This is a genomic window from Streptomyces sp. NPDC048481 (assembly GCF_043200075.1).
Lineage (GTDB): Bacteria > Actinomycetota > Actinomycetes > Streptomycetales > Streptomycetaceae > Streptomyces.
Genome location: NZ_JBICXC010000023.1, coordinates 1 through 12,795, shown reverse-complemented (window position 1 = coordinate 12,795; position 12,795 = coordinate 1). Strand labels below are relative to the sequence as shown.

Sequence of the window (12,795 nt, the reverse complement as noted above, 5' to 3'; positions counted from 1 at the left end):
ACCGCTGCCCGTCGACTCCTACGCCGACTCCCGCCGCACCGGCTCCTTCATCCTCATCGACCCCGCCGACGGCACCACCCTCACCGCCGGCATGGCCGGTGAGTCGTTCGCCGCCCCCGAACGGGCCGAGGACCCGTCCGACGACCACCCCGACCAGGGCTGACGGGACGTCGCACCGAGCTTCGTGCACTCGCCCGCCGACCGCCTCCCGGCCCGGGCCCGACCGGCGCGGACCCCGCGCCGGGACGGCCGTGACCGCCGGGGCCACCGAGAGGATCCCTCCCCGTGTCTGCCACCACCGCCCCGCGCCGCGCCCTCGCGGCCCTGGCCGCAGTGCCGCTGCTGCTCCTCGCCGGCTGCGGCTACGGGTCCCGCGCCACGGACGAGAGCGCCGCGAAGATCGACCCCCAGGCGCGGAAGACCGACGGCCTGGACTCCGTGATGATCGGCTACTTCGGCAACGTCACCCACGCCACCGCGCTGGTCGGCAACCGCAAGGGCTTCTTCCAGAAGGAGCTGGGCGCCACCGAGGTCAAGTACGCGGTGTTCAACGCCGGTCCGTCCGAGATCGAGGCGCTCAACTCGGGCTCCGTCGACATCGGCTGGATCGGCCCGTCGCCGGCGATCAACGGTTACGCCAAGTCCGGCGGCAAGAGCCTGCGCATCGTCGGCGGGTCGGCGTCCGGCGGGGTGAGACTGGTCGTGAACCCCGACAGGATCACGTCCGTGCGGGACGTCGAGGGCAAGAAGATCGCCACGCCCCAGCTCGGTAACACGCAGGACGTGGCCTTCCTCCACTGGGCCGCCCGACAGGGCTGGAAGATCTCCCCGATGACCGGCAAGGGCGACGTCACCCTCGTCCGCAGCGACAACAAGGTCACCCCGGACGCCTTCAGGGCCGGTTCGATCGACGGCGCGTGGGTGCCGGAGCCGACCGCGTCGAAGCTGGTCGCCGAAGGCGGCAGGGTGCTGCTCGACGAGGCGTCGCTGTGGCCGCACGGGCGGTTCGCCACCACCAACATCGTCGTGTCGCAGCGGTTCCTGAAGGCGCACCCCAAGGCCGTCGAGGCCGTGCTGAGGGCGTCCGTGGAGACCAACCGGTGGATCGGGGCCCATCCCGAGCAGGCCAGGGCCGCCGCCAACGAGCAGATCGGCCGCGACACCGGCAAGGCGCTGCCCGCCGACGTCATGGCCCGGGCCTGGAAGTCCTTGCAGGTGACCGACGACCCGCTCGCCGCCACCCTCGCCGCGCAGGCGGACCACGCCGTCCGGGCCGGTCTGCTGGAGCGCCCCGACCTGCGGGGCATCTACGACCTCACGCCGCTCAACAAGGTCCTCGCGGCCGAGGGCGAGGCCACCGTCGACGACGCCGGGCTCGGCGTGCGGCGGTGAGCCCGGACCACGACCGCTGACCAGGAGGTGACGACCATGACCACGACCCTCGCCGAGGCCGCCGAGGCCGCCGCGACCATCAGGGCCGCCGGGGCCGACGGGGACGGCAGGACCGCCGGGCCCGCCGCTGCCGTCGAGCCCGCCGTACAGATCTCGCACGTCTCGAAGTCGTTCCAGGGCCCCGCAGGGGACCAGCTCGTGCTGGACGACATCAGTCTCGACATCGCCCCCGGCGAGTTCGTCACCCTGCTGGGCGCCTCGGGCTGCGGAAAGTCCACCCTGCTGAACCTGGTGGCCGGGCTGGACCGGCCGAGCCGCGGCCGCATCGACACCGACGGGCGTCCCGCGCTGATGTTCCAGGAACACGCCCTGTTCCCGTGGCTGACCGCGGGCAAGAACGTCGAACTCGCCCTGCGTCTGCGGGGCGTGCCCAGGTCCGAGCGCCGCGAACGGGCCGAGGAGCTGCTGGAGCTGGTCCGGCTGAAGGGCGCGCACGGAAAGCGGGTGCACGAGCTGTCCGGCGGCATGCGCCAGCGCGTGGCGATGGCCCGCGCGCTGGCCCAGGAGAGCCGGCTGCTGCTGATGGACGAGCCGTTCGCGGCCCTCGACGCCATCACCCGGGACGTGCTGCACGACGAACTGACCCGCATCTGGCGCGAGACGCGCCTGTCCGTCCTGTTCGTCACGCACAACGTGCGCGAGGCCGTCCGCCTCGCCGAGCGCGTCGTGCTGCTGTCCTCCCGGCCGGGACGCGTCGTCCGCCAGTGGACCGTGGACATCCCGCAGCCGCGCCGCATCGAGGACGCCGCCGTGGCGGAACTGTCCGTCGAGATCACCGGGGAACTGCGGGAGGAGATCCGCCGCCATGCCCGCCACTGACACCTTCGCCACGGACGCGGGCGGCGACCTCGCCGGCCTGGAGGCGGGCCTGGACGCACTGGAGACCGCGCCCAGGACGCGCACGCCGATCCGGCGGGTCCTCACCGGCACGGTCCTGCCGCCCGTCGTCGCCGTCACGCTGGTGCTGGCCCTCTGGCAGGGCCTCGTCTCCTTCGGGATCGTCGACGACCCCGCCAAGCTGCCCGCCCCCGCCGACGTGTGGCACGTCCTGCGGGACGCCTGGCTGAAAGGCGAACTGCTCGGCTACATCTGGACGTCCGCCTCCCGCGGCCTGTTCGGCTTCCTGCTCGCCCTCGCCATCGGCACCCCGCTCGGACTGGTGGTGGCCCGGGTGAGGTTCGTCCGCGCGGCGATAAGCCCCCTGCTGTCCGGACTCCAGTCGCTGCCGTCGGTGGCGTGGGTGCCGCCCGCGGTGATCTGGCTGGGCCTGAACAACTCGATGATGTACGCCGTCGTCCTGCTCGGCGCCGTTCCCTCCATCGCCAACGGCCTGGTCTCCGGCGTCGACCAGGTGCCGCCGCTGTTCCTGCGCGCCGGCCGCACCATGGGCGCCACCGGACTGAAGGGCACCTGGCACGTCACCCTGCCCGCCGCGCTGCCCGGATACGTCGCGGGACTCCAGCAGGGCTGGGCGTTCTCCTGGCGGTCGCTCATGGCCGCCGAGATCATCGCGTCCTTCCCCGATCTCGGCGTCGGCCTCGGCCAGCTGCTGGAGAACGGCCGCAACGCCAGCGACACGGCCATGGTCTTCGAGGCCATCGTGCTCATCCTCGTCGTCGGCATCGCCATCGACCTCCTGCTCTTCAGCCCGCTGGAACGCTGGGTGCTGCGCAGCCGCGGACTGCTCGTCCGTACCTGAGAGCGGCCTCGAGCGGGGCTCGACCGATTGCCCGCCGCTTCTTGAGAGGCGTCGCCCAAGGTGGCGGTGAAGGGTTGGCCGGCGAAACGGAGACCGACATGCGGGCACGGCGTTCATCCGCCCTCAGGGCGATCGGCAGGAGCCTCGGCGAGGGCGTCATGTGGATGGGACTCGGATGGTACGGCGCGCATCTGCCCGACCCCTGGCCGGACTACGTGATACCGCCGGCCGAACTGCCCTTCCCGCCCCCGGTGTCGGAGGAGGAGTTCGTCCGGTGGGCCGCGCTGGTCGACGACCTGTGAGGCGTCACCGCGCCTCCCGTCGCGCGCCCCTCGTCCGGACCCGACCGAAGACAAGGAGACCAGGGTGACCACCACCGGGTCGGCCACTGCCCACGCCCCCGTGCAGAAGCGGCGCATCCTCAAGCTGTTCCGCCCCTACCGCAGAAGCCTGCTGTCCGTCGCGCTCCTGGTCGCGGCCTCGTCGCTGGTCTCCCTCGTCAACCCCTTCCTGATCCGCGAGATCATCGACGTGGCGCTGCCGCAGGGCCGGACCGGACTGCTGTCCCTGCTGGCCCTGGGCATGATCGTCGTCGCGGCCGCGAACAGCTCGTTCAACGTGTGGCAGACGTACCTGTCCGCCCGGGTCGGCCAGCTGGTCATGCACGACCTGCGCACCGCCGTCTACTCCCACCTCCAGCGCATGTCGCTGGCCTTCTTCACCCGGACCCGCACCGGCGAGGTCCAGTCCCGCATCGCCAACGACATCGGCGGCATGCAGGTGACCGTGACGACCACCGCGACCGCGCTGGTGTCGGACGTGACGACGGTCCTGGCGACCGTCACCGCCATGGCCCTGCTCGACTGGCGGCTGACGCTGGCGTCGCTGGTCGTCCTGCCGGGCTTCGTGTGGGTGAGCCGCCGCGTAGGCGACGAACTGCGCGTCCTGACCCGGTCGCGGCAGCGCCAGTTCGCCGACCTGTCGTCCAACGTGCAGGAGTCGCTGTCGGTCAGCGGCATCATGCTCGGCCACACCATGGGCCGTTCGCGCTCGCTCAGCGACGCGTTCGCCGCGCAGTCCCGCAAGCTCACCGAGACCGAGGTGCGCGCGAGCACGGCGGGCCTGTGGTACCAGTCGACCATCTGGGTCGTCATGGCGGCCATGCCCGCGGTGATCTACTGGGTGGCGGGGCTGACCGCGAGCGGCGGCCGGATGGCCGTCTCCATCGGCGAGCTGGTCGCCTTCGCGACCCTCCAGCAGATCCTGTTCCGGCCGGCGCAGCGGCTGCTCACCATCGGACTGGACATCCAGAGCTCCCTGGAGCTGTTCGGCCGCATCTTCGAGTACCTCGACCTGCCCGTCGACGTCGCCGAGCCGGAACGGCCGGTGACGCCGGCGCGGCTGCGCGGCGAGGTGCGGCTGCGCGGCGTCGGCTTCCGCTACGCGGGCGCCGAACGGCCCACGCTGGACGGCATCGACGTGACCGTGCCCGTCGGGCGCAGCCTCGCCGTCGTCGGGGAGACCGGCTCGGGCAAGACGACGCTGAGCTACCTCATCCCGCGCCTGTACGACGCCACCTCGGGCGCCGTCACCATCGACGGCGTCGACGTGCGCGACCTGTCCTTCGACACGCTCGCCGCGGCGGTCGGCGTCGTCTCCCAGGAGTCGTACCTCTTCCACGCCACCGTCGCCGACAACCTGCGCTTCGCCAAGCCCGACGCCACGGACGAGGAACTCGTCGCGGCCGCGCGGGTGGCGCACATCCACGACTACCTGATGTCCCTGCCCGACGGCTACGACACGGTGGTCGGCGAGCGCGGATACCGGTTCTCCGGCGGCGAGAAGCAGCGGCTGGCGATCGCCCGCGCCATTCTGCGCGACCCGCCGGTCCTCGTCCTAGACGAGGCCACCAGCGCGCTGGACACCCAGACCGAGCGCTCCGTCCAGCAGGCCATCGACGCGGCGAGCGAGGGCCGCACCACCATCACCGTCGCGCACCGGCTGTCGACGGTCCGCAACGCCGACGAGATCATCGTGCTGGAGCGCGGGCGCGTCGCCGAGCGCGGCACGCACGACGAGCTGCTCGCCCTCGGCGGCCACTACGCGGCGCTCGTCCGCCGGGACACCGAGATGGCGGCCGTGTAGAGCACGGCCCCCGACCGGCGGACGGCGCCAAAGTCCCTTGCCTGGACGGGACTTCGAGCGGCTCTGCAGCGTCCATTGCCTACCATCCGGCGAATGGAGACCGCGTCTGCCGAAACACCGGACCCACACTTCCTCAAGCGGCGCACCCTGCTGCGCGGCGGCGCCGTGGCGGGCCTGGGCGCGCTCGTGCCCGCCTACACCGTCCTCGCCGCGCCGGACGCCCCGGGCGCCGGCGCCGGCGGCGCCGAGCCGTCGGCGGACGGGCTGATGCTGACGAAGTTCAAGGACCCGCTGCGCACCCCGCCGGTGCTGCGGCCCGTCGCCCGCGGCGGCCACGACGAGCTGACCGTGCGCATGCGCACCGCCGACGTCCGGGTGCACTCGGAGCTGCCCCCGGTACGGATGTGGACGTACGAGGGAAGCCACCCGGGCCCCACCATCGAGGCGGTCCGCGGCCGCCGGCTGCGGGTCGCCTGGGAGAACCACCTGACGGGGAGCGTCCCGGTCACCGCCGTCGACTTCGGCCAGCCCGGCGGCCCGTCCCCCGACCCGCTGACCAACTACCCCGGTACCCGGGGCTGCCAGGAGGTCCCCGGCGTGGCCGGCCTCCAGCCGTGGGCCGCGGTGCACCTGCACGGCATGCTGACCGGCGGCGGCAACGACGGCTGGATGGAGAACCTGACGGGCCCCGGCGACGTGCAGCTGTCGGCCTACCCGAACGACCAGCCCGCCACGACGCTCTGGTACCACGACCACACGCACCACGTGAGCCGCTTCAGCGTGTACGCGGGACTCGCCGGACTGTTCGTCTGCCGCGACGAGGAGGAGCGGGCGCTGGGCCTGCCCAGGGGCCGGCACGAGGTGCCGCTGGTCCTCGCCGACCGCAACTTCGCCCTGGACGACTCGGGCGCGCTCACCGGCCGCCTCGTGCACAAGGTGGAGATGGTCGGCACCAAGCTCATGCGGGTCCACGCCGCCCCCTACACCCTGGTCAACGGCGTGATCTGGCCCTATCTGGAGGTCGAGCCGCGCTGGTACCGGTTCCGGATCGTCAACACGGCCAACTCCCGCATCTACCGGCTGATGCTGCTGGCCGACGGCCGGCCCGTCCCCGGCGCCTTCCACGTCATCGGCACCGACCAGGGCCTCATCGACAAGCCGCTGCCGGTCGACGGGGCGCTCAACCTCTCCTCCGGCGAGCGCGCCGACGTCCTGGTCGACTTCAGCGCGTTCCGCGGCCGGTCCCTGAAACTCGTCAACACGATGGACGGCGTGCCGCCCGGCGAGTCCAGCCCCCGCAACGACCTGCTGGAACCCGACGTCATGCAGTTCCGGGTCGCCGGGCGCGGGTCCGCCGGCCGGTTCACGCCGCCCGCCGTCCTGTCGCCCACCTTCGAGCGGCCCACCCACCACGACCTGCCGCACGACAGCGCCCCGCGGTGGGTGGTGCTGGCCGGGCCGGGCTCGGCGAACATGCCAGAGCTGTGGGAGATGGAGGAGGTCCCCGAGAGCGAGGCGGCGGGCCTCACGCTGCCCGCCGCCGGGATCGTCCAGGTCAAGGACGCCGCGGGGAGCGTCACCACGCTGCGCCGGACGGCCATGGGCTACGACGACGGCCGCACGTTCACCGTGGCGCACGGCGGCACGGAGATCTGGAAGTACCTCAACCTCGCCGCCTCCCCGCACCCCATGCACATCCACCTGGCCCACTTCCACGTGCTGTCCCGCGAGACCTACGACGTGACCGGGTTCGACCGGACGGTCCGCGGCTCGGCAAGGCCCGTCGCGTACCTGGGGGCGGCGGAGCTGGAGCCGCACGAGCGCGGGGTGAAGGACGTCGTCCGGGTGGGCACGGCGGGCCAGATCCGGCCCGGCCCGAACGGGACCCCGGGCGAGCTGGTCACCGTGGCTGTCCGCTTCCCGGTCGTCGGCCGGGGGGTGCACCACTGCCACATGCTGGAGCACGAGCAGCACATGACGCGCCCGCTCGTGGTCGCCCCGGCCGGCCCCGGCCACGCGGGCGGCCATGCGGAAGGCCACCACTGACGGCCGCCGCGGACGGGCCCCCGGGTGGCACGAGGGGCGGCACGAGGAGTGCCCGCGGCGGTGGTCGGCGCGGGCACTCGGAGGGGCGGACGGGGCGGGGCCGGGCACGCGGGGCGCCGTGCGCGGCGAAAGCCCGGGGGCGCCGGCCGCCGGCGCGGTCAGGCGGCCTTGCGGACGATCTCCACGGCGCCGGCGTCCAGCAGCGTCCGGACGGAGGCGTCGCCGTCGGCGACGTCCAGGTCCATGTCGTGCAGACGGCCGATGACGTTCTGCACGACCTTCTCCGGCTGCGTCTTCTCGGTGCCCTCCCAGACCAGCTCCGGGAAAACGGTCAGATAGACCTTGTCGTTGCCCTGGCTGTAGATGTTCACTTCCATGACGTCACGGAGAGCCATCCGGGCTTCGTAGATCAGGCTGTTCATGTGCCACCGACTTTCGCTATCCGGTTTCTGAGGCTTCCTGGCCACACGTACCGACCTCATGATGGTCAGCGGTCGGAGAGTGCGCAACGAAGTCCGGAGAATACCGCGTTCAACTGCGGGAAATCCGCGATTGAACGGGGTTGCTAATTGCCGGTGTTTGACAGGGAAAGGCAGTGCTGCGGACCATTGGAACTGTTCGCAATTGCCGCAGGCCCGCATCCCACGAAAAGCATCCGGAGTGCCATGAAAATCCTGTTCATAACCACGGGCAGTCAGGCCACCTACTATGCCGCTGCCCCGCTGGCGACGGCCGCGCGCAACGCGGGCCACCAAGTCGTGCTGGCCGCCCACGAGCCGTGGGTGGAGACCGCGGAGGCCATCGGCCTTCCCACCTTCTGTTTCACCGTCGACCCGATCCGGCACTTCATGCGGATCAGCAACCCGGGCAAGGGGCTGCGCTTCCCCCGGGAGCTGGGCGACGAGGAGATGTTCGGGCAGGGCCGCGGCTTCGCGCAGATGGGGCTGGCCGGGGTGAAGTCCCTGCTGGAGCTGGCCAAGGACTGGACCCCGGACGTGGTGGTGGGCAGCTCGCAGAGCTACGCCGCGATGCTGCTCGCCGCCCATCTGAAGGTCCCCTACGTGCGTCACATCGAGTACCTGGGCATCCCGCTCACCGGTATCGACCCGGGCGCCGAGGCGGAGCTGCGGCCGGAGATGGAGCGCCTCGGCGTGGACGGGCTGCTCAAGCCCGATCTGCTCCTGGACTCCACTCCGCCGTCGATGCGGCCGTCCCACGACCCGGACGCGCAGCCGATGCGCTGGATCCCCAGCAACCCGCAGCGCCGGCTGGAGCGCTGGATGTACACCCGCCCCGAGGGACGCAAGCGCGTGGTGATCACCTCCGGTTTCCGCAGCCTGATGTTCCGCGACCCGGGCTGGTCCATGCCGCTGCTGGTCAAGGAGCTGAACAAGCTGGGCGCCGAGCCGCTGATCGCGTCGAACCCCGGCGCGGTCGAGCGCTTCGGCGCGGAACTGGGTGACGCGCGCGTCGGCTGGATCCCGATCGACGTCACCGCCGCCACCTGTGACCTGGCGGTCCACCACGGCGGCGCTACCACCGCCACGACGCTCATGGCCAACGGCGTGCCGCAGCTGGTCATCCCGGAGAACCCGCCGGAGTTCCCGCCGAACTACCACCGGGAGGCCATCGCCAAGGCCATCACCGACTTCGGCGCCGGCAAGACGCTGTGGCCGCAGGCGCAGGAGCCCGACAAGGCGCCGGGCGAGGTGATCGCCGCGGCCTGCAAGGAGCTGCTGGAGAACCCGAGCTACACGGAGCGGACGCAGTTCATCGCCAAGGAGATCTCGACGCTGCCCACGCCCGCCGAGATCGTGCCCAAGCTGGAGGCGCTGGTCTGACGGCCGGCACGCCGGCCCCGGCGACGCCGGTCGCCCCGGGACCGCGGAGGACACCTCCGCGGGTCCCGGGGCGACCGGCGTCGCGCGCGTGTATGCGGGGGCGGCGGTGGCGGTGCGGAGGTCGCGGCCGGGGAGACGGCGCGTGGGCAGGGTCGTCGGGAACGACGGGAACGGCAGGGACGGCCGGGCTTCGGCCCGGCCGTCCCTGCCGTTCCCGTCGTGCGTGTGCGGGAGTGCGCGTGCGCGGTCAGCGTGCGGCGAGGGCCTCGATCTCGCGCAGCACCTCGTCCGGGGTCGGCAGCGCCGCGGCCTCCGCCGCCGCGGCACGGGCCCGCTCCGCGTACCGCGGGTCCTCGAGGATCTCGCGGCAGCCGGCGACGACCGCCTCGTCCTGGCCGCGTCCCTCCTGCGGCCGGTGCGGGTCCACGAGCACGGCGGCGCCGAAACCGCTGACGGCCTCCGCGACGGCCTTGCCGTAGCCGTTGTCGGGGACGATCAGCTGGGGCACTCCCGCGTTGATCAGCGTCATGGCCGTCGTGGCGCCGCCGTGGTGGACCGCCAGGTCGCAGGTGGGGGCGACGACGTCCAGCGGGATCCAACCGATGCGCACATCGCCCAGTCGCGGGCCGTAGCGCTCGGCGGCCTCGGGGAGCGCCGCGATCAGCACCTCCACCCCGGCCCCGGTCAGCTCGTCCACCAGGCCGCTCAGCGAGGCGCCGGGGGTGTCCAGCAGCAGGTTGCGGGTGCCGGCGGTGATCAGCGCCCGGCGGCGGCCCTCGGGGCGGGTGTACATCCACGGCTCGACCCGGCGCTGGCTCACCCGGGGGACCCAGCGCATCGCCCGCGCGGCGGGGGCGCCGGGCGGGCGCAGCGCCGGCGGGCACAGGTCGATGAAGAGGTCGGGCGGCGGCAGCTCGGTCAGCCCGAGGCGCTCCAGCTGCGGCTGGAGCTCCGCCACCGCCGTGCGGTCCCGGCGCGCCATCGGGGCGATGTGCCAGATGTGGCGGACGTAGGGCACCTTGAGGCTGGCGGCGAGCACCCGGGGGACGTGGGACAGGCCGCCGACGACCAGGTCGGGGCTCCACTGCCGGGTCAGGTCGAGCAGCGCGTCGATGCGGACGGCGGCCGTCATGCCGTCCTGGCCGTAGCGCATCCGCTCGGGGGTGATGCAGACCGCGGGAAGCCCGACGGACTGTGCGGCCGCCATCAGCGGCTCGTCGGCGGCCAGCAGGATCTCGTGGCCGGCGTTGCGGGCGGCGGCGGCGAGGGGGGCGACGCCGAAGACGGCCGCCTGGCTGCCACCGACGGTGAACAGTATTTTCATGGCTGTCGCACTTCTTCCGTTGGGGATCGCGGGGGCTGCGGTACGCGGTGCGGGGCCGGTCAGCCGGCCTGGGCCATCTCCATGACGTACCGGCCGTAGGAGGAGTGGGCGAGGCGGCTGCCGAGCCGGTAGCAGGACTCCCGGTCGATGTAGCCCATCCGCCAGGCGATCTCCTCCAGACAGGCGATGCGCACGCCCTGGCGGTGTTCCAGCACCTGGACGTAGTCCCCGGCCTCCATGAGCGCGTCGTGGGTCCCGGTGTCCAGCCAGACGAAACCGCGGCCCAGCGGGATCAGCTGGGCCTCGCCGCGCTCCAGGTAGACGCGGTTGAGGTCGGTGATCTCCAGCTCGCCGCGCTCGGAGGGCCGCAGCTGCCGGGCGATGTCGACGACCTGGTTGTCGTAGAGGTACAGCCCCGTGATCGCCATGTTGGTCTGCGGATCGGTGGGCTTCTCCTCCAGGGCGATGAGTCTGCCCTGCTCGTCGAGGGTGCCGACGCCGTAGCGCTCGGGGTCGCGCACCGGGTAGCCGAACAGGACGCAGCCCTTGATGTCCTGCGCGGCCCGCTGGAGCATGGGCCCGAACTCGTAGCCGTGGAAGATGTTGTCGCCCAGCACCAGGGCGACGGAGTCGTCCCCGATGTGGTCCGCGGAGACCAGGAACGCGTCGGCGAGCCCACGGGGCTTGTCCTGCTCCGCGTAGGTCAGGGTGATGCCCAGCCAGGAGCCGTCGCCCAGCAGCCGCCGGAACATCTCCGAGTCCTCGGGCGTGGTGATGATCTCGATTTCGGTGATCCCCGCCAGCATCAGTGCAGAAAGCGGGTAGTAAATCATCGGCTTGTCGTAGACCGGGAGCATTTGCTTGGAGACCCCGAGAGTGATCGGATGGAGCCTCGTGCCATTGCCGCCGGCCAGGATGATGCCCTTCACCGTGGCGCCTCCTCAGTAACTTCGTGCCAATTAGGCAGTGCTCGCACTTTATCGGCGTCGGCCATCCGGCCGAAAGGCTCCCCGGCGCCCTCCCTTCGAATAGCGTCCTTGTTGACAGGCATGGCTCTGCTTACTCAGGCTGACGGCATACCGGTTCAGGCATGCGCATTTACTGTCGTCGTTTAGGTGGACCTGTGGAAATCGAAGATCTGACGCCCGTTCTCGAATCCGAGCAGAGGGCCGGTATCGGCATCATCGGATGCGCCGACATCGCCGTGCGCCGGGCCCTCCCCGCGATCGGCCGCTCGCCGTTCCGGCTGGTGGCGCTCGCGAGCCGTTCCCGTGAGAAGGCCGAGACCGCGGCGGCCGCCGCCGGCTGCGCGGCCGTCGAGGGCTACGAGCGGCTCCTGGAACTGCCCGGCATCGACGCGGTCTACATCCCGCTGCCGAACAGCGAGCACGCCAAGTGGGCGCACCGGGCGCTGGAGGCGGGCAAGCACGTCCTGCTGGAGAAGCCCGCGGTGCCCGCCGAGGGGACGGCCCGCGAACTCGTCGCGCTCGCCGAGGAGCGCGGGCTGGTCGTCATGGAGAACTTCGCGTTCCTGCGGCACCCTCAGCACGCGCAGGCGCGGGCCCTGGTGGACGACGGCGCGATCGGCCGGCTGCGCTCGTACCACGGGATGTTCGGCATTCCGCCGACCGATCCGCGCGGGATCAAGTACCAGGCCGACCTGGGCGGCGGGGCGCTGTGGGAGGTCGGCTGCTACCCGGTGCGCGCGGCCCAGGAGTACCTCGGGCCGTCGGCGCGGGTCCTGGGCGCCGGCCTGACGTCGGATCCGGAGCTGGGCGTGGACGTCTCCGGCGCGGCGCTGCTGGGCGACGACGACGGCGTCACGGCGAGCTGCTCCTTCGGCCTGTCCCACGGCTACCGGTCGGCCTACGAGCTGTGGGGCAGCGAGGGGCGGCTCGTCCTGGAGTGGGCGTTCACGCCCTCGGTCGGCGCCCGCCCGGTGCTGCGGCTCCAGCAGAAGGACCGCGAGACGCAGATCCTCGCCCCGGCCTCGGACCAGTTCGTCGGCGTGTTCACCACGTTCCACGACGCCGTGCGCGACCCGGCGGCCCGGTCGCGCCACCACCGTGAACTGGTGCGGCAGGCGCGGCTGATGGAGGACGTCCGCGCGCAGGCCCTCGGCGGGCGGACCCGGTGAGCCAGGCCCGGTGAGGCCCCCTCGCGTGCGGGAGGACGAGTACGGCGGGCGGCGGGCCCCGGGCGCCCCCCCCCCGGGGGGGGCCCCCGGGGCGGCCCCCCCCCCCCCCCCCCCGGGCCCCCGCGCGGGGGGGCCCGGTGCCACGGGGGGC

General features: G+C 72.4%; 11 protein-coding genes. 8 read left to right on the top strand and 3 right to left on the bottom strand.

Annotated features, from left to right (window positions below; all coding sequences use genetic code 11):
* Positions 1–285: 285 nt before the first annotated feature.
* The 6 genes from ACGFSH_RS34185 (at position 286) to ACGFSH_RS34160 (ending at position 7,342) form a co-directional block, all read left to right on the top strand.
* Positions 286–1,392 carry an aliphatic sulfonate ABC transporter substrate-binding protein gene (locus ACGFSH_RS34185; protein WP_393355505.1) on the top strand — a complete coding sequence of 369 codons (1,107 nt, stop codon included), beginning with the start codon at positions 286–288 and terminating at the stop codon, positions 1,390–1,392.
* A 36-nt stretch (positions 1,393–1,428) separates the two neighbouring features.
* Positions 1,429–2,271 (top strand): ABC transporter ATP-binding protein, encoded by an 843-nt coding sequence (locus ACGFSH_RS34180; protein ID WP_393355503.1) that lies wholly within the window; start codon positions 1,429–1,431, stop codon positions 2,269–2,271.
* Positions 2,258–3,151 carry an ABC transporter permease gene (locus tag ACGFSH_RS34175; protein WP_393355501.1) on the top strand — a complete coding sequence of 298 codons (894 nt, stop codon included), beginning with the start codon at positions 2,258–2,260 and terminating at the stop codon, positions 3,149–3,151. The genes ACGFSH_RS34180 and ACGFSH_RS34175 overlap by 14 nt, the downstream gene beginning before the upstream one ends.
* A gap of 164 nt (positions 3,152–3,315) precedes the next feature.
* Positions 3,316–3,453: a hypothetical protein gene (locus ACGFSH_RS34170; RefSeq protein WP_393355499.1), complete on the top strand. Its 138-nt coding sequence runs from the start codon at positions 3,316–3,318 to the stop codon at positions 3,451–3,453.
* Between the two features lie 64 nt (positions 3,454–3,517).
* Positions 3,518–5,296 (top strand): ABC transporter ATP-binding protein, encoded by a 1,779-nt coding sequence (locus tag ACGFSH_RS34165; protein WP_393355497.1) that lies wholly within the window; start codon positions 3,518–3,520, stop codon positions 5,294–5,296.
* A gap of 93 nt (positions 5,297–5,389) precedes the next feature.
* Entirely contained in the window at positions 5,390–7,342 is a 1,953-nt protein-coding gene (locus tag ACGFSH_RS34160) for a multicopper oxidase family protein (protein WP_393355495.1), read from the top strand.
* 158 nt (positions 7,343–7,500) lie between these two features.
* On the opposite strand, the gene ACGFSH_RS34155 is transcribed toward ACGFSH_RS34160, so the two are convergent.
* Positions 7,501–7,737 (bottom strand): hypothetical protein, encoded by a 237-nt coding sequence (locus tag ACGFSH_RS34155; protein WP_256920761.1) that lies wholly within the window; start codon positions 7,735–7,737, stop codon positions 7,501–7,503.
* A gap of 270 nt (positions 7,738–8,007) precedes the next feature.
* On the opposite strand from ACGFSH_RS34155, the gene ACGFSH_RS34150 reads away from it, so the two are divergent.
* Positions 8,008–9,183, top strand: a complete 1,176-nt coding sequence (locus ACGFSH_RS34150) for a glycosyltransferase (protein WP_393355493.1) — start codon at positions 8,008–8,010, stop codon at positions 9,181–9,183.
* A 247-nt stretch (positions 9,184–9,430) separates the two neighbouring features.
* Here ACGFSH_RS34150 and ACGFSH_RS34145 read toward each other — a convergent pair whose 3' ends face one another.
* Positions 9,431–10,507, bottom strand: a complete 1,077-nt coding sequence (locus ACGFSH_RS34145; protein ID WP_393355491.1) for a nucleotide disphospho-sugar-binding domain-containing protein — start codon at positions 10,505–10,507, stop codon at positions 9,431–9,433.
* A gap of 59 nt (positions 10,508–10,566) precedes the next feature.
* A complete protein-coding gene (gene rfbA, locus ACGFSH_RS34140; protein ID WP_389780865.1) occupies positions 10,567–11,436 on the bottom strand; it encodes a glucose-1-phosphate thymidylyltransferase RfbA in 870 nt (289 codons plus the stop codon).
* A gap of 194 nt (positions 11,437–11,630) precedes the next feature.
* Here rfbA and ACGFSH_RS34135 point away from each other — a divergent pair, with 194 nt between their 5' ends.
* Positions 11,631–12,644: a Gfo/Idh/MocA family protein gene (locus tag ACGFSH_RS34135; protein ID WP_393355488.1), complete on the top strand. Its 1,014-nt coding sequence runs from the start codon at positions 11,631–11,633 to the stop codon at positions 12,642–12,644.
* Positions 12,645–12,795: the final 151 nt, after the last annotated feature.